We start from the raw sequence: 24,552 nt of genomic DNA on the forward strand, positions 1-24,552 counted from the left end.
GAATAATGTTTCTTCAAGACTAATTCTGCGCATTCTAGCTTAAATGCGTAATCATACTTAACTTTTCTTTCCATAAAAAATGCCCCAAATAGTGTCTAACTTTTTGGGGCATGTTCAAAAAGGGGCTTTTTTTATGCATTTTCGCCAATTTTTATGCGCTTATTTAAACAATTGTCTTAGGGTAATTTCTTTTCTCTCTCTCAATTTGTTTAGAATTTTCAAAAAGGCAATTGCAGTAATATAAGCATCTCCCATTGCGGTATGCCTGTCTTTTTTTGAAATATCAAATTTATCGGCAAGCTCGTCTAAACTATAACTTTCTTTACGTTCTAATAAATTAGATACCAATAACGTTTTTTTATACAAAACTGCTGTGTCTAAAGTCTTGTTTTTTAATTCCGGCAATCCGTTTCTTTCGAGTGCCTTATTAATCATAGTAATGTCAAATATAGTATGATGTGCAATGATAATAGAATCTCCTAAAAAATCTAAAAACTGTTGTAAGGCTTCTAATTCTGTAGGGCGGTCTATGACAAATTCTTTCAGAATTCCATGAATTTTTGCAGTTGCCTGATCGTAATGTTCTTGTTGAATATAAACTTCAAAACTTCCATTAATAGGAATCGTATTGTTTTGAAGAACAATAGCGCCAATGCAAAGTATCCTGTCAGTTGTATAATCAAATCCGGTGGTTTCTGTGTCCAATACAACAAAACGTACCGCATCAATATCGTTTGATAGTTCCTCATCAGATGATTTTTCGGATTTCCCCAATAAATCAAATAAAATAGTTTTACTTTTTTCTATAAAATTTATCATCATAATATATTTGAAGGATTAAATCGGATGGTAATGAGTTCTTGGAGTTCCTTAATGGTTTTGAACGTTCGCTTTAGTTTAATCTTTTCTAATTTAGATAATGCATCGAGAGCAATAAACTGCCCGGAATCATTATGCAAAAGCCCTTGTTTGGTTCTGAATTTCAATAATGCTTTATAGGAATATGAACAGGCTAAATACAATTCTTTATTGTTGGGTTCTAATTCTGCTAATTTTTCAAAACGTTCGGGAGTATTGCTGATTGATTTTACAGAATGTGATAGAATTAAAACTCTTGCTGCATCAATTAGTGGCATTAAAGCGCGTCTTTTTATGTCAAAAAAATCTTTGTGTGCACCATCTTGTTCAACTAAAAACTGTCTGAAGAATCCTGTTGGAGAAGGACTTTGTAGCGCGCCACTGACCAGATGAATATAAAAAACAGGATTTGCTTTTATGTTTTCAAAAATAAATTCTGAAAGCTTGTTTACCAGTTCACTATCTCCATATGACAGACTGTAATCAAAAAATATAAAGGACAATAAGACTTCATTTTTCCCAGGATTTGTGATCCAATGATGAACCTGACTTTCCCATTCGCCAAGACTTAAGCACCACTTAGGGTTAGAAGCCATCATTTCTGCCGGACAGTAATCATAGCCAATTTCAAAAAGTCCTTTGTTGACATGTGTGGCAAATTCTAAAAAATAGTTCTTGGTTTTTTCTTTTAATTCTTCGGGTACATCCTCATAGACTAAGGCATTGTCTTGGTCAGTATGCAATAACTGTTCACTTCTTCCTTGACTTCCCAACGCAAGCCATCCAAATTTTACAGGTGGAGGCGATTTCATTTTCTTCAAGGCTATTTCAATGACTTGCTTGATACAAGCATCATTTAATTCTGTAATTATTTTAGAAGTCAGTGTCATCGGAATATTTTGGTCTAAATATCCTTGTAACAATTGCATTATACTAGCGCGTATTGGTTTTATCTGTTTGGCTTTTTTAGCTCTTTTTACCGCTTTAATCAATACTGCTGGATTATTACCAAGTTCTACCATAACATCATGTTTGGAGAGAATTCCAACAGCTTTGGAATTTGGCGTACCATCTTTCGTAAGGCATAAATGGCTGATATTGCTTTTCATCATGGCCATTTGAGCTTGTGTAACCGTCATTTTCTTTGGATACGTAATAACAGGAGTTGTCATTATTGAGGCCGCAGTTGTTGTGATGGGAAATTCTCCAGTCACAATTTTGTTTCTTAAATCCTTATCTGTAATAATACCGATGGGGAACGAATCTTCGACTACAAGAATGGCACCCACATTTTTTTTGGTCATGGTCTCCGCTATATCTTTTACAATAGTGTTTGAATAACAGGTGATTAGTTTTTTAGAATATTTTACAGGTTGTAAGTCTAATAATTTTCTACCTGTGTCCAGACCTTCCAGATCTATTGTTTCGCCATATAGTTTTCCGCTGTGACTTTTGGAATAAGGATTGTGTGTATTAGAAGCAAAGCTTTCGATTAAAAAATTCCCCACAGCCCTGTTTTCTAGCGCATAAGGTTTGAAAACAGCGATTGGAATTGCGTAAAGAATACTTTCTTCATGAGCTCTGGCTTCCATTTTATAGTTTTCATTGGCTATCAGTGGTCTAAGTCCAAAAATGTCACCTTCGTCACACATATCTAAAACATCATTTTCCAGACTTGTTTTAAGCGCTACTGCTCCTTTGTGAACAACATAAAAATAGGGGTGTGTTTCCTCGTTTTCGGCAAAGACGACGCTGTCCTTTTCTTTATAAATAATGGAGATTTGTTCAGAGATAACTTCGATGTCTTTTTGATGTAAAAAGGAAAAAGGAGGGAAGTTTTTTAAAAAGTCAGCAACTCTATGGGAGATAGTATTTTTCATGGTGCTTATTTGTGTCTAAGGTAATTTATAAAAAATAAAATAAAAAGAAAAAAGACCAAATTTGGGTCTTTTTAATGTTTCCTTATTTAAGGAGGCATATATTTTCAGAATAAAAAAAAAGCTCCCGAAAAGGAGCTTCTTTATCAAAAAATAGTTTGATTATTTATTTTTCTTCATTTTCATATTCAGTACTTCGACTAATAATGAGAAAGATATGGCAAAATATAAGTACCCTTTTGGTACTGGAGTAACGTGATTTCCAAAGATTAAAGCATTCGATAAATGAGCACTTTCAGTAAGCAACATCATTCCAATTAGTATCAAAAAGGATAATCCAAGTATTTGAATAGAAGGATGTTTGTTGACAAAATTCCCAACAGGAACAGCAAATTGCATCATAATTAATACAGAAATAACCACAGCAGTAATCATAATATATAAAGCACCTTCAACTCCGTTTGTCATACCTACCGCGGTAAGAATACTGTCAAAAGAAAAAACTAAATCAATCATGATGATTTGTAAGAGTACGTTCTGGAATGATTTTGTGGCAGCTTTTCCTATTTCTTTTTCTTCATGACCTTTCTCGTCTACTTTTTCACGAATTTCATTGGTACTCTTATAAATTAAGAATAATCCTCCGCCTAGTAAAATAAGACTTTGGCCAGTAATTCCCGCTGAAAACCAACTAAAATCAATATGAAACCAAGGTTCTTTCATTTGAATCAATAAATTGATACCAAACAAAAGTGCAATTCTCATAAACATGGCAAGGAACATTCCTATTTTTGTCGCTCTCTTACGTTGTTCAGCAGGTAATTTCCCTGTGGCAATTGATATGAAAATAATGTTGTCGATTCCTAATACAATTTCCAAAAATGTCAATGTTAAAAGGGCAATCCAAGCATCCGGATTTAAAAATACTTCCATGTTTAGTTCGTTATTATTTATTAATTTGAGTTTGTAAGCTTAATCGGAAATCTTAGTAATGGTTCCTCTTTGTTTTTCATCAACACCAACCATTCCAAATTCAAAGGTATAGGAATTTTTTGTGGTTGTCAAAATTTTCATACCAATAGCCTTTTCCTCAGCCATATTTTTTGGATGCAATTTCAGTAAAACATATTCACAATCATTTACCCATCGTATCGAAGCAGTATCAGTCTTTCCTTCAAAAGTTTCTATTTCAATACTGTCATTACGTTCAAAAAGGGCAATTTTTTTTACGCCGTCAACTTCATATTCAAACTTGAATTTTCCAGTTTTAAAATCCTTGCAATTGCGCTCCGCATCATAGCATGACATTAGTAATAGTAGTGGGAGGAGTAATAGTATTTTTTTCATTTCTTAGTATGTTTACTTTTTAACTATTGTATTTTGATATCGTATTTGTCCAAAAGTCCAATGATTCCTTGTGTAGAAAACTTCGCTTTTCTCATGGGATTGAATTCGGGATCAATTTTAAAATTAGATGCTTTTGAAAAATCGGCTGCGGCTAATTGTGTATTGTTAAAAATAGCACCATCCAAATTACTGTTATCAAAAACGGAACTCGTGAGATTGGTGCCAACAAAACTTACTTCTCTTAACGAGCAAGAATTAAATTTTGTCTTTGGCATTTTTTTATTGGCAAAAGAAGAATAATCCAAAACACATTCTTGAAAATTGACGTTAAACAAGAAATCATCGCATTCCTCAAATTGGATACCCAATAATTTACAGTTTTTGAATTGTACGCCTTTCAAACTTGTTCCTGATAATTTGGTCATAGCAAGATTACAATCAATGAACTCGCAATCCATAAAAGTGCTATAGGAAAAATCACTGTTCGATAAATCACAGTTTTTAAAAACGCAATCTTCAAATTCTCGGTTGTTTACTTTTTTATCGACATAGACGATTTTTTCAAATGTTTTTTGAACGTGAATTAGGTTTTCCATTAGTCGTTAAATAAGCTTTTCATAATTATTTTTAATCCCAAATACATCAAAAGCATAGCTGCTAAACAAGCAATTATTCCTATTGCTAAAACTAAATAATGCCACACATTCTGTTGATTCATAAAAGCATTATAAATCACTGCCGGTCCCAAGAATAATAATGGTAAAGCTCCCGCTAAATATTTAATTCCTTTAGATAATAGTTCTTTGTTCGTTGCCATAATTTAATAATTAAAATTCATAATCCACACAATATCTCAAATCTCTAATTTTACCTATCCATTCGGCAACAATATTATGTGTTGGATGATTTTGGTATTTCTCTAATGTTTCAAACGAATTAAAATAGGAGTGCAGCACGGCATCAAAGTTTGAATATTCACTTTCAATATTAATTCCTACTCGTATTTCAACTATTTCAGGAATATCCTTTTTTAAATCTTCAAGTCTCTCTTTTAGAATAATTGCATTTTCGGCTTTGCTTTTGCCTTCTGCAAAATCTTTTAATTTCCACATTACTATATGGTGAATCATCGTTGTTTATTTTTTAAAATTATCAACGGCTTTCCTTACACTACCGTGTTTTTTCAATAATTCGGCACCTTCTTCATAGGAAACGGGAATTTCTCCCATAATCATTTTCACACCGCGATCGACCAGTTTGCTGTTGCTCAATTGCATATCAACCATTTTGTTGCCTTTCACTTTACCCAGTTGAATCATAGTTGCGGTAGTAATCATATTCAGTACCAGTTTCTGGGCTGTTCCGGCTTTCATTCTAGAACTTCCGGTTACAAATTCTGGACCTACAACTACATCAATAGGGAATTTTGCTGTTTGCGAAAGCGGACTTCCTGCATTACAAGAAATACTTCCTGTGGTTATATTGTTCTCGTTGCACCTTTGTAATCCTCCAATAACATAAGGTGTTGTTCCCGAAGCGGCTATTCCTACCACGACATCATTTTCATTTACATCAAAAGCTTTCAAGTCAATCCAGGCTTGTGTTGCGTTGTCTTCGGCATTTTCTACGGCTCTGCGGATTGCGGTGTCGCCTCCGGCAATTATCCCAATTACCAAATCGAAAGGTACACCAAATGTTGGTGGACATTCCGAAGCATCAAGAATTCCCAAGCGTCCCGAAGTTCCTGCACCAATATAGAATAATCTCCCGCCGAGTTTCATTTTGGCAACGATTTCAGTGACTAAATTTTCTATTTGGGGCAACGCTTTTTCTACGGCAAGTGGAACAGTTTTGTCTTCCTGATTGATATTAGATAACAATTCTTGCACTGACATTTTTTCTAAATGTTCGTATTTTGAAGATTGTTCGGTGGTTTTTGTGAAGGTCATTTTTCGTATAATTGGACAACTCCAAAATTAACCTTTTTTATCACAATCTCGAAATTTTCTATTTTTAGTTTCAGGTTTTTTAGTGTCGAGTTTCTTTAAATTTGATATAAATTGATTTGTTTTTTTTAGTTTTTAATTTCTCATATGGAGAAAGGTTATTGAATCTTTGTTAGATGAACTAAAATATTATATTTGTTAAATATTAAAAAATAAATGGATAGAATAATCTTATTGCAAGGGATTGCACGGATTTCGGTTTTTGTGTCTTTATTGATGGCATTTTTTTTACTGACTGTTAAAACTGAAAATAAATTGGCCAACCGTTTATTTGCCTGGTTTTTTATTATTTCGGCTATTGATCTTAGTGGTTTTTTTGTTACTGATTATATTCAGGATTATATTGATTTGATGATTTTTAGATGGACAATCTGTTTGTTGGCAATGCCCTTATTTTATCTTTATGTATTGTCAGTTTGTTATTCTGATTTTAGATTGAAATGGAAACATTTAGTGCATTTACTTCCTATTTTACTAGTTAATTTAGTTTTTATTCCAAGACTTTATTTAGCCAGTAATTCAGATATGAAACTCTTATCCGGAGATCTTGAGCATATGCCTGAAATATATTTAATCCAGATTTTAATTGAATTTCAATATGTGTTTTATATTGTTAGCGCATTTTTAATTTTGAAGAAATACAGAGAAATTTATCTGGAAAACTATACCAATCCTAGTACTTCGACATACAAGTATCTTTTTCAGATGACTACTGTCTTCCTAATCGCGCACGGTTTGGTTGCATTAAAAAACCTCTTACGGTATAGCGATTACAGACAAATGTTTCTTTGGTTAAATGTAGTTGTAGGAAGTGTAGCTTTATTTATTACCTGTTGGTTAGTGATGAAAGCATTGAATCATCCGGAACTTTTTAGGGGAATTAATTCTAAATTACAATTGACAAAAGATATTCTGCCTGAAGTCGAAGAAAAGACAGCATCTAAAAATGTTCAAGACGATGCGATTTCCAGTCAAATTTCTACATTAAAACAATATATGGCTCAGAAAGAGCCTTTTCTTGATCCATCGCTTACCATACAGGAGCTTGCCAATCAAATTGATATTCCGGTTCGGGATTTATCGGTTTTGATTAATCATCATATAGATCAGCACTTTTTTGATTTTGTCAATGAATATCGTATTCAAAAAGCGATGGGTATTTTAAAAGATCAGTCAAGGAGTCAGCTTACCGTTCTGGAAATTTTATACGAGGTTGGTTTTAACTCTAAATCTTCTTTTAATACCTCTTTTAAAAAACACACTAATTTGACGCCTACAGCTTATAGAAACGCCTTATAATAAGTGGTTTGTAAAAAGTCGTACTTCATACCTGATAAAGTCGAACTGATTTTCTGAATAGAAATTGGTTCGACTTTTTTTTGTCGGTCGAATTCTGAAAATTTCTAAGGCAACTTTGCTTCAAATTAATCGAAACAAGTTTTAAAATTAGAAATCATGAAAAAAGTAAATCTCCTTGTCTTTTTATTATTGCCTTTATTTTGTTTAGCACAGGCATCATTTAAATTAAAAGGAAAAATAGCAAGCGAAACAATTCCATTAGAATGGGTAGATATTTCCATATCGAATTCAGAAGGAAAAATTATAGACGGTTCAACCTCAAAACATGATGGTAGTTTTGAAATCAACCTTAAAAAAGGATCTTATAAAATTGGGATCACCCTTTTACAATTTACAGATTATGAAAAAGAGTTTACAATAGAAAATGATATGGATTTAGGAACAATCATTTTAAAAGAAAGCGCAACCAATTTAAAAGAGGTTATCATTCAATCTAAAAAGAAAACAATCGAACAGAAAACGGATCGTTTGGTTTATAATCTTGAAAACAATGTTACAACAGTTGGCGGAGACGCTTTAAGCGCTATTAATACGGCTCCTGGAGTTGTAGTTCAGAATAATACAATTAATATATTAGGAAAAGGAACTTCCCGTGTTATGATAGATGGACGAATGATTGAATTAGTAGGTGAGGAACTGAATAATTTTTTGAAATCAATTTCGGCTAGTGATATTAAAAATATTGAAATTATCAGCAATCCGCCGGCAAAATATGATGCCGAAGGAACTGGGGGATTGATTAATATTATTATGAAAAAAGGAGTTCGTGATTCCTGGAAAAACACGACTACAGTTTCTTATGATCAAAATAAATATAGTATTTATACTTTAAGAGATAACTTTTTTTACAATAAAAACAAGTTTAGATTTTCTGCCAGCATTAATGCAAAAACAGGTTATTTGAATGCTACAGATGATTTAAAAATGTATTTTCCTGATGGACTTTCCCATATGAAAAGTGCAACAAAGGTAAAAACTGAAAATCTTTCGGGTAAATTGGCTTTAGATTATGATCTTTCAGAACGTACTACTATTGGATTTCAATATTTAAACGATAGAAATAACCCTGATTTTAAATCGGATATTAGAATTGAGAATTACAATATTCAAAACGAATTGGATAATGTTACACTGAACAATAGCTTCACTGATAAAGAATCAAGAAATCAAACGTATAATGCACATTTGATTACCAAACTAGATTCCTTAAAAAGGAAGTTATCTTTTGATGTAGATTATTTTAATTACAGTTCAAAATTCGATAGAAACTTTGTCGCTAATAATTTCACGCCAGATATGACATTTATTGATATAAATCAGTCGGGAAGAAACATTTCGAATCAGGATATTGACAATTGGAGTTTTAAGGCAGATATGGAACATCCGCTTCAAGCGTTGAATTTATCTTATGGTGCAAAAATGAGTTTTACAAATAGTGTAAGTGATGTATTTTATTTCAATACAATTACAGGAACTCCGGAATTAGATTTGAACCAATCCAACCGATTTAAATACACTGAAAACAATCAGGCGGTTTATGTAAATGCAGATAAAAAACTCAATGAAAAATGGAATTTCCAAATGGGATTAAGATTGGAGAACACTCAAACAAATGGATTTTCTGAAACAATGAATCAGGAAACAGAAAATAATTATTTGAAATTATTCCCAACGTTTTATGCTTCTTACAAGAAAAACGAAAACAATACTTTTAGTTTGAATTATGGAAAAAGAATTAACAGACCACGTTTTGACTTATTGAATCCGTTCAGAATTTACATCAACAGCAATAGTTATTCCGAAGGAAATCCGTTTTTAAGACCTTCATTTAGTGATAATTTTGAGTTGGCGCATTCTTATAAAGAGATTTTTAGAACGAGTGTTTTTGTAAATGCAATTACAAACGGTTATGGAGTTTTGTTTACCTCAAATCCGGAAACTAATACTCAGATTGTAACCCGCGAGAATTATTTTAAAAACTTAAATTATGGAATAGGGGAAAGTTACTCGGCAAGTTTTACAGATTGGTGGTCTAGTGAAAATTCATTGTACCTTTTGGGAGCAAAAACAGAATTTATTAAAGATATCAATGCTACACTATCAAACAGTCTACAAATTGATTTTTCTACAAATAATACTTTTTTATTAAGTAAAACGACAAAATTACAAATCGATTTTACGTATACAACGCCTTTTAAATCCGGTTTATATGAAGTAGGATATGCCTCGAGTTTTGATATTAGTTTCAAACAGGATTTGTTTAATAAAACCATGCAGATTGCATTTTTGGCAAATGATATTTTTAATACCTCTTATTTAAAAGACTTTACTTCAGTTATAAACGGTGTAAAACAGGTATATGAGCAGAAAGAAAGTAATCGATTTGTACGTTTATCTGTGGTTTATAATTTTGGAAACAAAAAGATCAATGTACAACAGCGTGATTTTGGAAATAAGGAGGAGAATAAAAGAACTGGAGGTAATTAGAAAATTAAAAGCTAAGAAACAGAAATCTGTTTCTTAGCTTTATAAATTTATATAAAATATGCCAACGCAATTCCTATCACAATCATCGAAACTTTGGCGATATTGAACTTGTGTCCTTCGCTGCTTTCGAAAATAATGGTAGACGAAATATGAAATAATATTCCTATTACAATGGCTGTAATTTCAGTATAATACACGTTTAATATTGGCAAATAATCAGATAAAATAGTTCCTAGCGGCGTCATGATTGCAAAGGTGACCATGAAGAAAAAAATGGCTTTTTTATTCAGACTTGCATTGATGAAAAAAGTAGTCAAAATAATAGCAATAGGTAAATGATGGATGGCAATTCCTATGGCTAAATCATGATGATGGCTTACTGGAAATCCTTCTAAAAATGCATGTATACAAAGGCTGATGAATAATAACCACGGGATTTGTGTCATTATTTCATGTCCGTGAACGTGACCGTGTTCAGCTCCTTTTGAGAAAAATTCCAATATAATCTGGAACAAGATTCCCAGCATGATAAAGAGTCCAATGTTTGGGTTTGCATTTTCATAAATTTCAGGTAATAAATGCATCACCGTTAATGAAAGTAAAAAAGAACCACTGAAAGCCAATAGCAATTTTAGGTTGGTTTTGTTCTTTGGACGTATAATCAATGCGACGATATATCCTATGATTACGGAAAGTAAAGGTAAAAGGTAATTCATTTATTTAAAAATCATGATTAGGCGTTCACTATCTGTTTTATGGAATTTTTTTAATTTGTAATCGCCAAAAATATCCAATCGATAAATTCCGGCTTCTTCCATTAATTCCTCAAAATCTTTTAAGGTAAGGGCTTTTACTTTCTCGGTGAAATGAAATTTTTGACCTTTATCTTCAAAGTCAATTTCTTTGTAAATATGACCGTCTTTCAAATAGCGTTTGATATGAAACTCGATGCCTTCAACCGTTTTTGTTTCTTCAGGAACCAGTGTTTCGAGTACTTGAGCAACATTCATGAAGTCAATCACGGCAAAACCATACTCCGAAAGGCTTTCTTTGATGGCTTTTAAAGTAGTTAGATTGTCTTCGTCATTTTCGAAATAACCAAAGCTGGTAAATAAATTGAAAATAGCATCGAATTTTTCTTCAAAAGGTTCACGCATATCGTGTACTTTGAAATGAAGGGTTTCATTCGTATTTTTAGTGGCTTCGGCAATACTGTTTTCAGATAAATCAGCTCCAAGAACATTAAATCCTAATTGGTTCAAATAAATAGAATGACGGCCTTTGCCACATGCTAAATCCAATACTTTTGCCTTTTCTGGAAGATTAAGATAATGGGTAAGATTATCCATAAAAACTTGCGCTTCTCTATAATTTCTGTCTTTGTAAAGGATGTGATAATACGGAGTGTCAAACCAAGAGGTATACCAGTTTTCAGATGATTTCAGATGATTTTCAGTTGGTGGATTTTGTGCTGCAGACATTTATTCTTTTTCAATTAAGTCGATTGATGCAAATTTAGTGTATTTTTGCAACGAATACTTGATTTTACAATGGAAAATAATTATAAAATGGTTGCCAAAACCTTTTTTGGTTTTGAAGAAATATTAGCGAAAGAATTACAAAACCTTGGCGCACAAAACGTGGAGCAAGGGGTGAGAATGGTTAGTTTTAAAGGAGATAAAGGGTTTATGTACAAAGCAAATTTGTCTTTGCGTACGGCTTTGAAAATCCTGAAACCTATTTATTTTTTCAAGGCAAATAATGAACAGGCTTTATACAAAGGCATTTCGGGAGTGAATTGGTCTAAATTACTGAATGCCAATCAGACTTTTGTGATTGATACAACGGTGCATTCGGAATATTTTAATCACTCGGAATTCGTTTCTCAAAAATGTAAAGATGCGATTGTCGATCAGTTCAGAGAAAGAACGGGGCAACGACCAAGTATTGATAAAGTACATCCTGATTTAAGAATCAACATCCATATCGATAAAGACCAGGTTTCAGTAGCGCTTGATACTTCAGGAAATGCATTGAATCAACGTGGGTACAGAACCGCTACCAATATTGCTCCTATAAACGAAGTTTTGGCAGCAGGAATTCTATTGCTTTCCGGTTGGGACGGTCAAACGGATTTCTTGGATCCAATGTGTGGTTCGGGAACATTCTTAGCTGAAGCAGCTATGATTGCTTGTAATATTCCGGCAAACATCAACCGTAAAGAATTTGCTTTCGAAAAATGGAACGATTGGGACAATGATTTGTTTGATGCTATTTCAGACAGTTTATTGAAACGTATTAGAGAGTTTCATTACACGATAAAAGGCTATGATAAAGCACCAAGTGCGGTTCAAAAAGCCAAAGACAATATCAAAAATGCCAATCTGGATGAATATATTTCGATTGAAGAACAGAACTTTTTTGATACCGAGAAAACTTCAGAAGGAAAATTGCACATAGTTTTCAACCCGCCGTATGATGAGCGTTTGGATATTCACATGGAGGAATTCTACAAAAATATTGGTGATACCTTAAAGAAAAATTACCCAGGAACGAATGCTTGGATGATTACAGCAAATCTGGAAGCATTGAAATTTGTAGGATTAAAACCTTCGAGAAAAATCAAACTTTTTAACGCCGGTTTAGAAGCACGTTTGGTAAAATACGAAATGTACGAAGGAAGTAAGAGAACAAAGTTTCAGGTAACTACTGATAGTGCTGAATAAGCAATATTCAATTTTTTACTTTTCGACCTTTGACTTTAAAATTTTAAGACTTAAAAAAATGACCAAATTACAAATACGAGCATTTCTATACCAACTGGGATGTTTTGCAATATTATTTATTTCCGCGCGATATGTAGTGGCACATTATACTAATTTAACTTCTTTCTGGATTCCATTAACGGCATTTGTTATAGGAACTCTTTTAGCACCAAAATTTCAATCCGTAAAAACTAAAGACGGAGAGAAATTATTCATGAAATGGATTTTCATGAAAGGAATTAAGGAAATAGGGTAGCTTATAAATTACGAATTACGAATTAAAAATTACGATAAGCGCAAAAAAACTAATTAATAGCTTTTATGAAAGAAAATATTATTCAGATTAAAAGCTATGCTTTTGCGGTTCGGATTGTTAAAGTTTATAAATACTTGTGCGAAGAGAAAAAAGAGTATGTTTTGAGTAAACAATTACTTCGCTCTGGTACATCTATAGCTGCAAATATAGAGGAAGCAATTGGTGGGCAAACTGATAAAGATTTTTTTGCAAAACTAAGCATTGCTTATAAAGAAGCTAGAGAAACTCATTATTGGATTAGATTATTAACCGATACAGATTATATTTCTAAAAAAGAAAATGAAAGTTTGCTATTTGATATAAACGAGTTATTGAAAATTATTGGCTCTATTCAAAAAACTTTACGTTCTAAAAATCAATAAGATTTAATTACTGGTTTTTATTCGTAATTCTCGTAATTCCTAATTCGTAATTACTTTTTCTCAGCTTTTTTAGGAACTGCAACAGGTTTTACTTTTTTCTTATAAATAGGGACAAAATATGTAACAGTATAGTTAAATCCTACTCCAAAATCACCATCGTAAGTTCTGTTAAATCCAGGAATATATAAGTTGGAGAAATTCTCCGGTTCTTTGTTGGTTACTAATCGGTTCAATCGAAGACTGAAACCCACAAAAACATTATTGAATACTTTTGCTTTCACTGCGGCCACCACTTCAATCCAACTGGCTGTTAAACCATCAAATTTTTCACCGGAAGGAATTACAGGAACTTCGCCAAAATAAGGATTCGCATTGTAAATTCTATAACTGTTTAATTGCTGATTAAAAGTACTGAAACCATAGCGCATGCCTACGGAAATAATATTTTCCATATCCAGCCAGTTTTCATAAACATTATAATCAAAACCTGCTTTTAGATACGAACCTTTGGTAGTGAAATTAAGGCGGTCATCATCAGTGGTTTTGTTTTCGTTTCCAATTTCGGCAGCCAAAAAATATTTTTTTGTCAATCGATAATCTCCCACAAACTCAATTCCTTTATAATCTTCGTCGTATAAAGCGCGTGTCAATTTGAATAAATCCAGTCCAACACGAATCCCATATCGGTCTGTTTTTACAGGAATCGAATCGTTCTTTATGATTTCAGGACTAATTTCGACCAATGGTAATGGCGCTTCAGGAATCATCTGGTCCGTTTTGGTGTTTTTGGGATCACTTTTTACAGGAGTAGTTTCCTGAGCTTGTACCAAAGTCAACGATAATAGGAGACAAAAACTAAAAAAAGATCTTAATGTGTGTTTCATTTTCGTTTTCTAAGTTACTTTTTTCAACCGAGATGTATTCTATCCATTTTTCATCTGCAACTGCAGCATCGGTATGTGTGTATGGATTTATTGGATCTAATGTAAAGATGGTTTTGTAGCCACAAGCTCTCGACACAAATAATTCTTGGGTCGTATAATCAAATTTTATATTGTCTACGTTTACCAAAGCTGGATTTGTATTGCCAGAATTTAGAGTAAAACTATAACTGGTGCTGGTTCCAACTGTTTTTAGCGGAATCGAAATCGTGCTTCCATTCGTAAGGTATTTAGCATCTCCGGTGGCAGTATTAAAAACAACTCCCTCAGTCATTCCTTCGCCAACTACTTTTAGATTTGTTACATTTTTTAAAACCGAAGGATTCAAGAAATCATAAAAGCTAATCACCAAACGAGGTGTAGTGGGTGTATTTGCATCGCAAATATCATCCTTCTCACAACTGGAGAAGGAAAGTGCTAATGCAAATACCAATAAAATTATTTTTTTCATTTACAATTTGTTTTTGTGTAATTCGGTATGCAATAGGATAGCTGAAGTGAAAATTTCAATGATAATATCAATTTTTTAAATCTGCAATCAACATTCAAGAATCGGCAACCTAAATCGCTATCTTTTTTCCAAAAGTACAACATTCTCCACGTGATGCGTTTGTGGAAACATATCCACAGGACGTACTCGAGTCACTTTGTATTTTTCATCCATTAAAGCTAAATCACGCGCTTGTGTAGCCGAATTACAACTTACATAAACTACTTTTTCGGGAGCAATTTTCATAATTTGTTCAATTACATCTTTGTGCATTCCGTCTCTTGGTGGATCAGTGATGATTACATCAGGATGACCGTGTTGTGCGATGAAACTATCGTTGAAAACAACTTTCATATCCCCTACAAAGAACTCACAATTAGTAATTTCATTGCGTTCAGCATTCAGTTTGGCATCTTTAATAGCTTCAGGAACACTTTCAACACCAATTACTTTTTTTGCTTTTTTCGAAACAAACTGTGCTATAGTTCCCGTACCTGTATATAAATCATACACAATTTCATTTCCGGTAAGACCGGCAAAATCGCGCGTTATTTTATACAATTCGTATGCTTGGTCGGAGTTAGTTTGGTAAAAAGATTTTGCATTAATGCTAAATTTCAAACCTTCCATTTCTTCTAGAATGTAATCTCTTCCTTTATATAATTTAATATCTGTATCGTATAAAGTATCATTCGCTTTATTATTGATAACATATTGCAGCGAAGTAATTTGCGGGAATTTCTCGTAAAGATGGTCGAGAAGTAATTCTCTGTTGGCTTTGTCGTTTTCAAAAAACTGAATCAAAACCATGATTTCACCGGTCGAAGCCGTTCTTAGCATCAAAGTTCTCAATAAACCTTCGTGGGCTCTTGGATTAAAGAAAGTCAAACCATGTTCGTTAGCAAAAGCGCGAACTTCGTTTCTAATTGCATTGGATGGGTCTTCCTGTAAATGACATTTATTAATGTCCAGGATTTTGTCCCACATTTTCGGAATGTGAAAACCAAGTGCGTTTCTGTTTCCTAAATCTTCGGTGCTGTCAATTTCTTTTTCGGTTAACCAACGGCTGTTCGAAAACGAAAATTCCATTTTGTTTCTGTAAAAAAACTGTTTTTCTGAACCAAGAATCGGTTCAAATTCCGGAAGTTCAATTTTTCCAATGCGTTGCAAATGGTTTTTCACCTCATTTTGCTTGTAATACAACTGTTGGCTGTATTTCATATTCTGCCATTTACAACCGCCACAAACACCAAAATGCTCGCAAATAGGCTCTACACGATGCTCTGAATATTCATGAAAATGAACCGCTTTTCCTTCATAATAAGCCTTGCGCTTCTTGAAAGTCTGCACATCAACCACATCGCCCGGAACCACATTCGGGATAAAAACTACTTTTCCATCGGGAGCCTTTGCTACCGAAACGCCTTTTGCACCAGCATCAAGGACTTTTATTTGATGAAAGACAACTTTGTCTGTATTTTTCTTTGCCATAGCGCAAAAATAAGCGTTTGAATGGTTTTATAAATTCAAATTAGGAAATATTTTTAATTTCAAGTGTTTTTTATTCGAGCTATTGCGGCTTACCGCCATAAACCCCCAGTTCCGCAAGCAGTAACACTACGCTTGTAAAGGAGCATTTTTTCTACTCTCTTTAAGGGAACAAGGAATCGCTCTCTACTGACAAGTATTCCAAAGCTTTCGCAAATGAGGGTTTCTCTGTAATTGGGGACAGTGAGTTGTGGGGTAGAGTTGAGTTTTGTTGTTTAGGGAAGATTTCAGATAAGTAATTTTACTTTATTTCGATAAAAAAATATAAGAATAGTATTAAAAAAACGACTTTAAGAACCAAATACTCTTTTTAAACGTATGTTGGTTGAAGTAAAATAGTTAATTTAATATTTTATTTAGAAAATCCTGAGTATTGGTAAGAAATTAATCACTTATTTTGTTCTTTGTTATTTTCTGTTGTTTAAAAAAAAACGAAAACAAATTGTCTATGCAGTTGTATAAAAAATTATCTAACATAGGTTTTCTTAAAAAAAGTTATGCGTTCAAATTTTTGTTTGTCGCATTTATAGGAATTCATATTCCGTTGATTGGGTTGTTGTTTTTTGTGCTTTATGGCAGTAAAACTATTTCTGCAGATACCATTTTAATTTTTGCACTTATAATGACCTTAGTAGCTACAGGTACAACTTTGCTATTTTTAAAGCAGCTAATTAAGCCAATTGAAGTAGCTTCTAAAGCCTTACATGTGTATAGAAACAAGAGAATTGTTCCTTCATTACCAACTAATTTCTCTGACGAAGCAGGTTTATTGATGAGCAATATTCAGGATTCAATCGCTGAAAATGAAAATTTCATTACTGAAAAACAAGATTTAGTGTATTTGCTTTCCCATGATTTAAGAAACTTTGTCGGGAATTCTAAGTCGGTGGCATTACTTATTTTAGAGGAAGAGCCTTCTGAAGCAATAACAGAATTAGCTGAATTAATCCTTCAATCTACAGAACAACAGTATAATTATATTGAAAACTTCATCAAGCTTCTGAAAGAGCAAGATCAAATTATAGAAAAAAAATCCGAAAATGATATTGTTCAGTTTTCTTCTATTTTTTCTGTTGTATCAAAACAATTGGATCAGCTGCTAAGTAATAAAAACCTTAAACTCGATTTATCAATTGAAGTCGAAGAAGCACTCTTGAAAATTGATAAAGTATTATTGATACGAGTTTTAGTAAACTTAATTGATAATGCTATAAAATTCTCGTTTCCGGATAGTGAAATAAAAGTTCGTGTTTATATGCAAGAAGGCAAATTGTTTTTTACAATAGCAGATGCAGGTATAGGTTTTGACCAAAAGCAAAGCCACGAACTATTCAAAAAATTCACTAAAATGAGTAAATTAGGTACGTCAAATGAGCCATCAACAGGAATTGGATTGTATTTATGTAAAAAAATAATAGAAAGACACGATGGACAAATTTTAGCAGAAAGCAATGGAGCTAATAAAGGTGCTACTTTTTCGATTATTTTTTAACGTATTGTATAAAATACAACGAACTTTAAATTTTCGTTAAAAAATCCTATTTCCGAAAGCGTTTTTTTACAAATGAACTAAATTTGAGAAAACATAAAAATTTATAATTATGAAAAGAAATGCAACCGCAGTTTGGAATGGTTCACTTAAAGAAGGAGCCGGGAAACTTACCACACAAAGTACCACATTAAAAGACACACAATATTCTTTCAAATCCCGTTTTGAAGAAGGAGTGGGGACTAATCCGGAAGAATTAGTTGCCGCAGCGCACTCAGGCTGTTTTACGATGCAACTTTCGGCTTATATCACTGAAGCTGGTTTTGAAATAGAGAGTATCGAGACTAAATGTGATATCGACTTGGTGGAAGGAACAATTATTACTTCCCACTTAACGGTAAATGCAAAAATAAGTGCAATTACAGATAATGTTTTTCAAGAATTAGTGACAAAGGCAGAGAAAAATTGTCCTATTTCTAAACTATTGAATGCTGCAATTTCGACGACTGCAACGTTAGCATAAAAATAAAAATTCACATATAAAAAAGGCTCGATTTAACTTAAATCGAGCCTTTTTTATATGATTAAATGATTACCAAAGTTGATGCACTTCTGGTTTTATATAACGCTCATAAATTTCATTCATCGCTGCAATTTTCTCGTAGGTCAATTTAGGTAAATCGTAAACCGATAAATTAGACAGCACATGACTTTCATTGGAAGCGCCAGGAATAATGCAACTTACTTCATCAAAACCTAAAATCCATTGCAAAGCAATTGGAGCCAAGTTCGTGCTTTCAGGAAATAATGCTTTCAATTCTTCTACGGCTTTTAAGCCTAGTTCGTAATTAATGCCGGAGAATGTTTCGCCTTTGTCGAAAGCTTCGCCATTTCGATTAAAATTACGATGATCTTGAGTGTCAAAAGTAGTTTTAGCATTGAATTTACCAGTCAGAAGCCCACTCGCAAGTGGAACTCGAGCAATAATACCAACATCATGTTTTGTTGCTTCTTTGAAAAACAGTTCGGATGGACGCTGACGGAAAAGATTAAAAATAATCTGAACCGAAGTTACATTTGGAAATTCAATCGCTTTTAGTCCTTCTTCCACTTTTTCGACGCTAACGCCAAGATTTAAAATTTTCCCTTGCTCTTTCAAACGGTCAAACATTTCAAATATTTCCAGACGATAAAATACTTCAGTCGGAGGACAATGCAATTGTATTAAATCCAGTGTTTCAAGTCCAGTTCTTCTCAAACTATCTTCCACAAATTGTTGTAACACTTTGGGCTGATAACCTTCATTTACGTGCGGATTAATGTGACGACCGCATTTTGTAGCCACATAAATTCGTTCAGAACGGGAACGAACCACTCGACCTACAGCAGTTTCACTCAATCCGTTTTCATAAACATCGGCAGTGTCAATAAAATTTACGCCATTGTCAATCGCAGTATTGATTAACTCATCTGCGGTTTTATCATTGAAAGCAGAACCCCATTTTCCGCCTACCTGCCATGTTCCAAGTGATATTTCTGAAATTTCAAAATCTGTTTTACCCAGTCTGCGATAGTTCATTTTTTGCTTCTTTTTAAAGTAATAATTTATTTTTGGGATAAGACTTTGGTAATTGCTTTTTCCGCAAGTGGTGCCATTACTTGATATCCTGTTTTATTTGGGTGTACTTCATCATTAGAATACGAGGCAGGCAATCCTTTTCGTTCATCTGCCATAGCCGAAAAGTAATCAAGATATAGAATGCCATTGGCGTCAGCGTAATTTTTTATCATTTTATTGAGAGCCATTACTTTTTCAGCAGGATTTTGATTGGGTTTCCAAGAGAAATCATAAGCGGGCAATACAGAACAAAGAATGACTTTAATCTGGTTTGCTTTTGCCAATTCGGCCATCGAAAAAATATTATTTGCAATCATATCCAATGTTGCAGGACCGGTATTGCCGGCAATATCATTTATCCCAGCCAAAATAAGTACAGCGGCGGGTTTTAAAGCGATAACATCAGCTCTGAAACGTATCAGCATCTGAGGCGTAGTTTGACCGCTAATACCGCGATTAACGTATGGTTTTCTGGTAAAATATTCGGGGTCGGTTATACTCCAAAATTCAGTTATGGAATCTCCCATAAATACAATTCTTTTTTGTCCGGGTGTTACCGGTTTCAGATTTGCATTTTCATTTTGGTATTTATTTAAATTTGGCCAGTCTTGAGCCTGTACTTTTCCTCCCATAATGATTGATAAAAATAGAATGCAGTAAATTAATGGTGTGTTTTTCATTTGTAACCAGATTATAAAGTTTGAATCAGTTAATAGTGTATTGATTAAAATAGAAATTGTTCTTGCTTAAAATCGAAACAACCTTCCTTTTTATATCCGAAAGATACAGAAAAGGAAGGTTATTTTTATAACGTGTAATTAATTTAATCAAACAAATCTGAAGATAAATAGCGATCGCCACGGTCACAGATAATGGCTACAATAACTCCTGATTCTAATTCTTCGGCCATTTTTATTGCAGCTGCAACTGAACCGCCACTGCTCATTCCTGCAAAAACTCCTTCTTCCAGAGCCAAACGTTTGGTCATGGCTCGTGCTTCTTCTTCAGAGACTTCAATGATTGTATCTACTTTTTTTGCGTCAAAAATTTTAGGTAAATATTCTTCTGGCCATTTTCTGATTCCCGGAATTTGAGATCCATCGCTGGGTTGAGCGCCTACAATTTGAATCGCAGGATTCATTTCCTTCAAATAGGTAGATGTGCCTATAATGGTTCCCGTTGTTCCCATAGCAGAAACAAAATGGGTTACGGTTCCTTCTGTATCATTCCATATTTCAGGGCCTGTAGTTTTATAATGTGCTTTCCAGTTGTCGTCATTTGCAAACTGATTGAGCATGATGTAACCGCCTTCGGCTACTTTTTTATCAGCATAATCTCTGGAGCCTATTATTCCGGTATCTGCAGGTGTCAAAATTACGGTTGCGCCATAAGCACGCATGGTTTGGGTGCGTTCTTTGGTGGAATCTTCTGGAAGCACCAATTCGATTTCGATATTGAATAATTGGGCAATCATCGCCAAAGCAATTCCCGTATTTCCGCTGGTTGCTTCAATGAGTTTGTCACCTTTTTTGATTTCTCCTCTTTCCAGTGCAGAAGCTATCATGTTGTAGGCTGCCCGATCTTTTACACTGCCACCGGGATTGTCTCCTTCTAGTTTGAGTAAAAGTTTTATGTTTTTATTTTGTATCAAATTAGTAGTTTCTACTAAAGGCGTGTTTCCAATAAGGTCTAATATTTTTTGTGATTTCATGCTGTTTGATGTCTTAAATTGTAATAATCAGATTTTAAGTTGATTACAATTAGTATTCGTTTTTGAACAATGTTTTTTAAAGGGGGATTTTAAAAACAGCAACAACAATAGCAGAAAGGAATATTTTTGTAGTTCAGTGACATTTTCATGGGTTTTAAAACGAATCGCAAAGATATTGAACTATTTCGAATTATTTCTTTCTTAAACATAAAGCTATCTTGTTTATTTAGACACTTTTGTTAAATAAATGGATAGTAAATGCAGTGGGAATTACTGTTTTAACTTTTTAAGATAAAAAGTTGGGGCGTATCTGTTTTATTTTCAATGTATAGGAGCTGAATTATTAGTTTTGATGAAAGTGTTTTTTTAAATTAGCCAATAAATAACAATCCATGAAATCCAAGACTACTTTTATAAGCGATATTTCCCAAAAAGAATTTCCAATAGCGGATAAAATTGCTGCCAAAACCATTCGAAACCCAATATTGGCACTTATTCAAAATGATTACCCTGATTTTGATGAGGAGAAATTCCTATCAATCGGGGAGTTGAATATGTATCGGGAGAAATACATTTCTAATTATTTATTGGTCGAAATAGGGGAGTTGTCAAATCTGGAAACCAGAGTTATCGGTTCCTTGAACGAAGATAAATCATTAGTGAGTACTGTAGAGGATGAAATAGGTGTTCGTACAGTGGGGCAAAAAGTAGCGGATAAAGTTGCTGCTTTTGGCGGAAGCTGGAAATTTATAATCCTTTTTGGAGTATTTATTCTTTTTTGGATTCTCATTAATATTTATGTTTTCTTGAATAAAGGATTTGATCCGTACCCATTTATTTTGTTGAATTTAATTTTGTCGTGTCTTGCCGCACTTCAAGCTCCAGTAATTATGATGAGTCAAAATCGTCAGGAAGAAAAAGATAGGGAAAGAGCCAAAAAAGATTATATGATAAATCTGAAATCAGAACTGGAAATTAGAATGCTTCATGAAAAACTGGATCATTTAATCATGCACCAACAAGAAGAATTAATAGAAATTCAAAAAGTCCAAATCGAAATGATGAATGATATTTTGACTCGAATCAAATAATATTTTTGTTCTAAAAAAATCAAAAAAAGAACTTTTTAGTAGTGCTTAAAATAATAACCCACAATCATAAAAATGCCATTTAAGATTGCTGAGCCAATGATGATTTTTTTGTAATTCCTGTTTTTGTCGATAAAATTAAAACCTAGAATTCCTAGAAATAACAGGGTGGTAAAAATGGCTGGATACATCTTAAAAGCACCTTCAAAATTGCCATTCAAAAGCAACAAAAAACTCCTCTGAAAACCACAGCCCAAACACTCTATTCCAAAGAGTGTTTTGCTTAAACAAGGGAGCATATATTTTTCTAAATACAATGGTTTTTCTTTTTACAATTTTACGAAAAAATAAGAAACGGTTGCGATAATAATTGATGTAATTTTAAATTCATTACTTTTGAAAACTGATATTTAAAAAGATGAGAAAGTTTATAATTCCAATAATGGTTGTGGCGATAACTGTTGCTTTATACGAGCAGGTAAGTGCCGAAAAAAATGTGTATATAATGGTAATTGCAATTGTGGTTTTCATGATGGGAATGATGCAATTGAGTGCCAAGACGCCAAGTAAAAATCAAGATAAAGAAGACGAAAATGTTTAACAAAGGAGATAAGGTTTCAGTACTCGATGAAGCCATCAATGGAGTAGTGTTGTCAGTCAACGAGAAGCAAGTTACGATTGAAACAGAGGATGGATTCATGATGACATTTTTTGTCAATGAATTAATTAAAATAAACGATTCCAGTAACTTACTTGATTCCATTAGAAGAATTAATGTAAGTGAGGTTTCAAAAGAAAAAGAGATGCCAAAACCACGAAGTTTTGTAAAAGAAAAGAAATCAAAGCACGAAATTCCCGCTCCGGAGTTTGATTTACACATCGAAAAACTGGTACCAAATAAACGCGGAATGTCGAATTATGATATTCTGACTTTGCAGACTGATACGGCAAAACGACACATAGAATTTGCCATCCGAAATCGCATTCCAAAGATTGTTTTTATTCACGGCGTGGGTGAAGGAGTTCTAAAAGCAGAGCTGGATTTTTTATTGGGACGCTATGATAACATTGCTTTTCAAGAAGGGAATTATCAAAAATATGGTCAAGGTGCAACAGAAGTTTTTATCAAGCAAAGTGCCATGTAAGTTTTATTTTAGTTTTTAAAAGCTCAAAAAAAAGGTCCGATTTTCAAGCAAATTTTCTAATGAAAACAGCTTAAAAATCGGACCTTTTTTTGGGACTAAAAACAGTTGTTTTTTGCCTCTATTTTTGCTTCTTATTTGGGATTAATTTGTAGTCAATAATTCACCATAAATGTAATTATCACCCAAAATAAAATCACTGCTTCCTTTCTTCATTTTTGCTTTTTTAAGGACAACGGTGTGTTTGAAACCAGCTCCTAAAGTAGCAGTTGTTACCTCAATAATTCCGCTTTCGTTTGCCACTCCAGCCACTGCAATCCATTCTTCACTTACTGCAGGAGTTGCCGGAAAAGTAGTGTTGCAAAAATAAGCACCCGTAAGTAAACCGGAGAATAATCGATATGTAAGTTTGTTTTTTGTGTCACTGATTAATCCGGTTCTTGGAGCGTTTAGCGGTGTCGCTTCATTAACAATTAAAGCGGGATCAATGTCTAAAATAAGTGCTTCACTACTATTGTAATCATACAATTGTTTTGAAGAACTGCATTGTTCAAGCGTTTTATTGAATGCAAAAGGTAAAGGTGTAGCACTAATTATATAGTCCCCAAAAGGGAATGTTTCGTAAACTTGTGTTCCGTTACTTTTTACAAATGTGATGTTTTTAAAGGTAATATTATGATTGTAACCTGTAATTTTAGTACTGTTATCAGTAGTATTTGTAGTTTTGATAGCGGTAGTATTTATAACTATTTTTCCACCTGAAGTAGTCCATTGATCCATAACAATTGGCGTTGCAGGCGGAATGGTTTCGCAAATGGTTGAGGAAGTTACGGCGCCATTGTAAAAGCGATATAGTACACGATTTGAAGTATTAATGTCTAATTCCTGCGATATAGTTTCAGTTGGGAAAGTAAATCCCAGAACTTCAAGAATAAGGGCTTCGCTATCTTTTAGTTTATAGATAATATCATTTGTAGTACAATTTTGTGCGGCAATATCTTCAAAACTAATGTCTTCTTGAATCAAATCTCCATCATCACAACCGTTTAACAGTAACGCAAAAACCAGTAGGCTTACAACTCTTTTCATTTTTATAATATTTGTAACAAAAATAGAATTTTTAATTTGTTCCAATTGCATTCCCCTTT

The 24,552-nt window shown here is 33.4% G+C and carries 28 protein-coding genes; 10 read left to right on the forward strand and 18 right to left on the reverse strand.

The genetic code is table 11. The annotated features are described in order from the left end of the window. Window positions 1-159: 159 nt before the first annotated feature. The 8 genes from QLS31_RS10980 to murQ all read right to left on the reverse strand — a co-directional run bounded on the left by QLS31_RS10980 (window position 160) and on the right by murQ (window position 6,031). The gene (locus QLS31_RS10980) at window positions 160-819 is read right to left on the reverse strand and encodes a 3'-5' exonuclease (protein WP_282743900.1); all 660 of its coding nucleotides are present in this window, start codon (window positions 817-819) and stop codon (window positions 160-162) included. Further along, the gene (locus QLS31_RS10985) at window positions 819-2,738 is read right to left on the reverse strand and encodes a DUF294 nucleotidyltransferase-like domain-containing protein (RefSeq protein WP_282743901.1); all 1,920 of its coding nucleotides are present in this window, start codon (window positions 2,736-2,738) and stop codon (window positions 819-821) included. The genes QLS31_RS10980 and QLS31_RS10985 overlap by 1 nt, the downstream gene beginning before the upstream one ends. 159 nt (window positions 2,739-2,897) lie before the next feature. After that, entirely contained in the window at window positions 2,898-3,668 is a 771-nt protein-coding gene (locus QLS31_RS10990) for a TerC family protein (RefSeq protein WP_121342520.1), read from the reverse strand. Between the two features lie 39 nt (window positions 3,669-3,707). Beyond that, window positions 3,708-4,082: a DNA topoisomerase IV gene (locus tag QLS31_RS10995; RefSeq protein WP_282743902.1), complete on the reverse strand. Its 375-nt coding sequence runs from the start codon at window positions 4,080-4,082 to the stop codon at window positions 3,708-3,710. A 23-nt stretch (window positions 4,083-4,105) separates the two neighbouring features. Further along, entirely contained in the window at window positions 4,106-4,678 is a 573-nt protein-coding gene (locus QLS31_RS11000) for a pentapeptide repeat-containing protein (RefSeq protein WP_282743903.1), read from the reverse strand. Beyond that, complete coding sequence (locus QLS31_RS11005; RefSeq protein WP_099714792.1) at window positions 4,678-4,899, reverse strand: DUF6095 family protein; 222 nt, start codon at window positions 4,897-4,899, stop codon at window positions 4,678-4,680. Before QLS31_RS11005 ends, QLS31_RS11000 begins: the two co-directional genes overlap by 1 nt. Before the next feature lie 10 nt (window positions 4,900-4,909). Next, on the reverse strand, window positions 4,910-5,212 hold the full coding sequence (locus tag QLS31_RS11010; protein ID WP_099714793.1) for a Dabb family protein: 303 nt from the start codon (window positions 5,210-5,212) through the stop codon (window positions 4,910-4,912). A 6-nt stretch (window positions 5,213-5,218) separates the two neighbouring features. After that, on the reverse strand, window positions 5,219-6,031 hold the full coding sequence (murQ, locus tag QLS31_RS11015) for an N-acetylmuramic acid 6-phosphate etherase (RefSeq protein WP_282712423.1): 813 nt from the start codon (window positions 6,029-6,031) through the stop codon (window positions 5,219-5,221). A gap of 213 nt (window positions 6,032-6,244) precedes the next feature. On the opposite strand from murQ, the gene QLS31_RS11020 reads away from it, so the two are divergent. After that, complete coding sequence (locus QLS31_RS11020; protein WP_282743906.1) at window positions 6,245-7,387, forward strand: helix-turn-helix domain-containing protein; 1,143 nt, start codon at window positions 6,245-6,247, stop codon at window positions 7,385-7,387. Window positions 7,388-7,543: 156 nt separating this feature from the next. Next, the gene (locus QLS31_RS11025; RefSeq protein WP_282743907.1) at window positions 7,544-9,934 is read left to right on the forward strand and encodes an outer membrane beta-barrel family protein; all 2,391 of its coding nucleotides are present in this window, start codon (window positions 7,544-7,546) and stop codon (window positions 9,932-9,934) included. A 47-nt stretch (window positions 9,935-9,981) separates the two neighbouring features. Here QLS31_RS11025 and QLS31_RS11030 read toward each other — a convergent pair whose 3' ends face one another. Both QLS31_RS11030 and QLS31_RS11035 read right to left on the reverse strand, forming a co-directional pair. Continuing rightward, window positions 9,982-10,650: a ZIP family metal transporter gene (locus tag QLS31_RS11030; RefSeq protein ID WP_282743908.1), complete on the reverse strand. Its 669-nt coding sequence runs from the start codon at window positions 10,648-10,650 to the stop codon at window positions 9,982-9,984. Continuing rightward, window positions 10,651-11,415, reverse strand: a complete 765-nt coding sequence (locus QLS31_RS11035; protein WP_282743909.1) for a class I SAM-dependent methyltransferase — start codon at window positions 11,413-11,415, stop codon at window positions 10,651-10,653. A 69-nt stretch (window positions 11,416-11,484) separates the two neighbouring features. Between QLS31_RS11035 and QLS31_RS11040 the strand changes: the two genes are divergently transcribed. The 3 genes from QLS31_RS11040 to QLS31_RS11050 all read left to right on the forward strand — a co-directional run bounded on the left by QLS31_RS11040 (window position 11,485) and on the right by QLS31_RS11050 (window position 13,377). After that, the gene (locus tag QLS31_RS11040; protein WP_121342514.1) at window positions 11,485-12,660 is read left to right on the forward strand and encodes a THUMP domain-containing protein; all 1,176 of its coding nucleotides are present in this window, start codon (window positions 11,485-11,487) and stop codon (window positions 12,658-12,660) included. A gap of 58 nt (window positions 12,661-12,718) precedes the next feature. Next, a complete protein-coding gene (locus QLS31_RS11045; protein ID WP_099714800.1) occupies window positions 12,719-12,955 on the forward strand; it encodes a hypothetical protein in 237 nt (78 codons plus the stop codon). A gap of 65 nt (window positions 12,956-13,020) precedes the next feature. Further along, window positions 13,021-13,377: a four helix bundle protein gene (locus QLS31_RS11050; RefSeq protein ID WP_282743910.1), complete on the forward strand. Its 357-nt coding sequence runs from the start codon at window positions 13,021-13,023 to the stop codon at window positions 13,375-13,377. 50 nt (window positions 13,378-13,427) lie between these two features. Here the strand turns inward: QLS31_RS11050 and QLS31_RS11055 are convergent, their stop codons facing one another. From QLS31_RS11055 to rlmD, 3 genes are all read right to left on the reverse strand, one after another. Further along, window positions 13,428-14,261, reverse strand: coding sequence for a DUF6048 family protein (locus QLS31_RS11055; RefSeq protein ID WP_282743911.1), 834 nt, complete (start codon window positions 14,259-14,261; stop codon window positions 13,428-13,430). Further along, a complete protein-coding gene (locus QLS31_RS11060; protein WP_282743912.1) occupies window positions 14,233-14,769 on the reverse strand; it encodes a DUF6452 family protein in 537 nt (178 codons plus the stop codon). Before QLS31_RS11060 ends, QLS31_RS11055 begins: the two co-directional genes overlap by 29 nt. Before the next feature lie 117 nt (window positions 14,770-14,886). Continuing rightward, window positions 14,887-16,299, reverse strand: coding sequence for a 23S rRNA (uracil(1939)-C(5))-methyltransferase RlmD (gene rlmD / locus QLS31_RS11065; RefSeq protein WP_282743913.1), 1,413 nt, complete (start codon window positions 16,297-16,299; stop codon window positions 14,887-14,889). Window positions 16,300-16,804: 505 nt separating this feature from the next. On the opposite strand from rlmD, the gene QLS31_RS11070 reads away from it, so the two are divergent. Both QLS31_RS11070 and QLS31_RS11075 read left to right on the forward strand, forming a co-directional pair. After that, window positions 16,805-17,848, forward strand: a complete 1,044-nt coding sequence (locus QLS31_RS11070; protein ID WP_282712435.1) for a HAMP domain-containing sensor histidine kinase — start codon at window positions 16,805-16,807, stop codon at window positions 17,846-17,848. 109 nt (window positions 17,849-17,957) lie between these two features. Beyond that, window positions 17,958-18,368 (forward strand): OsmC family peroxiredoxin, encoded by a 411-nt coding sequence (locus QLS31_RS11075; protein WP_282712436.1) that lies wholly within the window; start codon window positions 17,958-17,960, stop codon window positions 18,366-18,368. A 69-nt stretch (window positions 18,369-18,437) separates the two neighbouring features. Here QLS31_RS11075 and QLS31_RS11080 read toward each other — a convergent pair whose 3' ends face one another. The 3 genes from QLS31_RS11080 to cysM form a co-directional block, all read right to left on the reverse strand. Next, the gene (locus tag QLS31_RS11080) at window positions 18,438-19,424 is read right to left on the reverse strand and encodes an aldo/keto reductase (RefSeq protein WP_282743914.1); all 987 of its coding nucleotides are present in this window, start codon (window positions 19,422-19,424) and stop codon (window positions 18,438-18,440) included. A gap of 26 nt (window positions 19,425-19,450) precedes the next feature. Then, the gene (locus tag QLS31_RS11085; RefSeq protein WP_282743915.1) at window positions 19,451-20,143 is read right to left on the reverse strand and encodes an SGNH/GDSL hydrolase family protein; all 693 of its coding nucleotides are present in this window, start codon (window positions 20,141-20,143) and stop codon (window positions 19,451-19,453) included. Between the two features lie 143 nt (window positions 20,144-20,286). Then, window positions 20,287-21,174, reverse strand: a complete 888-nt coding sequence (gene cysM / locus QLS31_RS11090; protein WP_282743916.1) for a cysteine synthase CysM — start codon at window positions 21,172-21,174, stop codon at window positions 20,287-20,289. Window positions 21,175-21,566: 392 nt separating this feature from the next. On the opposite strand from cysM, the gene QLS31_RS11095 reads away from it, so the two are divergent. Further along, on the forward strand, window positions 21,567-22,265 hold the full coding sequence (locus QLS31_RS11095; protein ID WP_282743917.1) for a DUF1003 domain-containing protein: 699 nt from the start codon (window positions 21,567-21,569) through the stop codon (window positions 22,263-22,265). Window positions 22,266-22,300: 35 nt separating this feature from the next. Here QLS31_RS11095 and QLS31_RS11100 read toward each other — a convergent pair whose 3' ends face one another. Further along, a complete protein-coding gene (locus tag QLS31_RS11100) occupies window positions 22,301-22,579 on the reverse strand; it encodes a DUF2752 domain-containing protein (protein WP_282743918.1) in 279 nt (92 codons plus the stop codon). Between the two features lie 101 nt (window positions 22,580-22,680). Between QLS31_RS11100 and QLS31_RS11105 the strand changes: the two genes are divergently transcribed. Continuing rightward, window positions 22,681-22,863: a hypothetical protein gene (locus tag QLS31_RS11105; protein ID WP_099714810.1), complete on the forward strand. Its 183-nt coding sequence runs from the start codon at window positions 22,681-22,683 to the stop codon at window positions 22,861-22,863. Continuing rightward, a complete protein-coding gene (locus QLS31_RS11110) occupies window positions 22,856-23,407 on the forward strand; it encodes a Smr/MutS family protein (RefSeq protein ID WP_121342507.1) in 552 nt (183 codons plus the stop codon). Before QLS31_RS11105 ends, QLS31_RS11110 begins: the two co-directional genes overlap by 8 nt. A gap of 141 nt (window positions 23,408-23,548) precedes the next feature. Here QLS31_RS11110 and QLS31_RS11115 read toward each other — a convergent pair whose 3' ends face one another. Beyond that, a complete protein-coding gene (locus QLS31_RS11115) occupies window positions 23,549-24,493 on the reverse strand; it encodes a hypothetical protein (protein WP_282743919.1) in 945 nt (314 codons plus the stop codon). Window positions 24,494-24,552: the final 59 nt, after the last annotated feature.

The sequence above is a fragment of the Flavobacterium sp. XS2P24 genome (assembly GCF_030010285.1).
Classification (GTDB): Bacteria; Bacteroidota; Bacteroidia; order Flavobacteriales; family Flavobacteriaceae; genus Flavobacterium; species Flavobacterium algoritolerans.

What these genes read in the sequence shown, in the direction of transcription:
- QLS31_RS10980 (WP_282743900.1), bottom strand. Translation starts at nt 819, where the DNA reads ATGATAAATTTTATAGAAAAAAGTAAAACTATTTTATTTGATTTATTG.
- QLS31_RS11070 (WP_282712435.1), top strand. Translation starts at nt 16,805, where the DNA reads ATGCAGTTGTATAAAAAATTATCTAACATAGGTTTTCTTAAAAAAAGT.
- QLS31_RS11055 (WP_282743911.1), bottom strand. Translation starts at nt 14,261, where the DNA reads ATGAAACACACATTAAGATCTTTTTTTAGTTTTTGTCTCCTATTATCG.
- QLS31_RS11030 (WP_282743908.1), bottom strand. Translation starts at nt 10,650, where the DNA reads ATGAATTACCTTTTACCTTTACTTTCCGTAATCATAGGATATATCGTC.
- QLS31_RS10995 (WP_282743902.1), bottom strand. Translation starts at nt 4,082, where the DNA reads ATGAAAAAAATACTATTACTCCTCCCACTACTATTACTAATGTCATGC.
- QLS31_RS11115 (WP_282743919.1), bottom strand. Translation starts at nt 24,493, where the DNA reads ATGAAAAGAGTTGTAAGCCTACTGGTTTTTGCGTTACTGTTAAACGGT.
- QLS31_RS11020 (WP_282743906.1), top strand. Translation starts at nt 6,245, where the DNA reads ATGGATAGAATAATCTTATTGCAAGGGATTGCACGGATTTCGGTTTTT.
- QLS31_RS11050 (WP_282743910.1), top strand. Translation starts at nt 13,021, where the DNA reads ATGAAAGAAAATATTATTCAGATTAAAAGCTATGCTTTTGCGGTTCGG.
- murQ (WP_282712423.1), bottom strand. Translation starts at nt 6,031, where the DNA reads ATGACCTTCACAAAAACCACCGAACAATCTTCAAAATACGAACATTTA.
- QLS31_RS11060 (WP_282743912.1), bottom strand. Translation starts at nt 14,769, where the DNA reads ATGAAAAAAATAATTTTATTGGTATTTGCATTAGCACTTTCCTTCTCC.
- QLS31_RS11080 (WP_282743914.1), bottom strand. Translation starts at nt 19,424, where the DNA reads ATGAACTATCGCAGACTGGGTAAAACAGATTTTGAAATTTCAGAAATA.
- QLS31_RS11110 (WP_121342507.1), top strand. Translation starts at nt 22,856, where the DNA reads ATGTTTAACAAAGGAGATAAGGTTTCAGTACTCGATGAAGCCATCAAT.
- QLS31_RS10990 (WP_121342520.1), bottom strand. Translation starts at nt 3,668, where the DNA reads ATGGAAGTATTTTTAAATCCGGATGCTTGGATTGCCCTTTTAACATTG.
- QLS31_RS11035 (WP_282743909.1), bottom strand. Translation starts at nt 11,415, where the DNA reads ATGTCTGCAGCACAAAATCCACCAACTGAAAATCATCTGAAATCATCT.
- QLS31_RS11045 (WP_099714800.1), top strand. Translation starts at nt 12,719, where the DNA reads ATGACCAAATTACAAATACGAGCATTTCTATACCAACTGGGATGTTTT.
- QLS31_RS10985 (WP_282743901.1), bottom strand. Translation starts at nt 2,738, where the DNA reads ATGAAAAATACTATCTCCCATAGAGTTGCTGACTTTTTAAAAAACTTC.
- QLS31_RS11085 (WP_282743915.1), bottom strand. Translation starts at nt 20,143, where the DNA reads ATGAAAAACACACCATTAATTTACTGCATTCTATTTTTATCAATCATT.
- QLS31_RS11025 (WP_282743907.1), top strand. Translation starts at nt 7,544, where the DNA reads ATGAAAAAAGTAAATCTCCTTGTCTTTTTATTATTGCCTTTATTTTGT.
- QLS31_RS11075 (WP_282712436.1), top strand. Translation starts at nt 17,958, where the DNA reads ATGAAAAGAAATGCAACCGCAGTTTGGAATGGTTCACTTAAAGAAGGA.
- QLS31_RS11010 (WP_099714793.1), bottom strand. Translation starts at nt 5,212, where the DNA reads ATGATTCACCATATAGTAATGTGGAAATTAAAAGATTTTGCAGAAGGC.
- cysM (WP_282743916.1), bottom strand. Translation starts at nt 21,174, where the DNA reads ATGAAATCACAAAAAATATTAGACCTTATTGGAAACACGCCTTTAGTA.
- QLS31_RS11095 (WP_282743917.1), top strand. Translation starts at nt 21,567, where the DNA reads ATGAAATCCAAGACTACTTTTATAAGCGATATTTCCCAAAAAGAATTT.
- QLS31_RS11005 (WP_099714792.1), bottom strand. Translation starts at nt 4,899, where the DNA reads ATGGCAACGAACAAAGAACTATTATCTAAAGGAATTAAATATTTAGCG.
- QLS31_RS11040 (WP_121342514.1), top strand. Translation starts at nt 11,485, where the DNA reads ATGGAAAATAATTATAAAATGGTTGCCAAAACCTTTTTTGGTTTTGAA.
- rlmD (WP_282743913.1), bottom strand. Translation starts at nt 16,299, where the DNA reads ATGGCAAAGAAAAATACAGACAAAGTTGTCTTTCATCAAATAAAAGTC.
- QLS31_RS11000 (WP_282743903.1), bottom strand. Translation starts at nt 4,678, where the DNA reads ATGGAAAACCTAATTCACGTTCAAAAAACATTTGAAAAAATCGTCTAT.
- QLS31_RS11105 (WP_099714810.1), top strand. Translation starts at nt 22,681, where the DNA reads ATGAGAAAGTTTATAATTCCAATAATGGTTGTGGCGATAACTGTTGCT.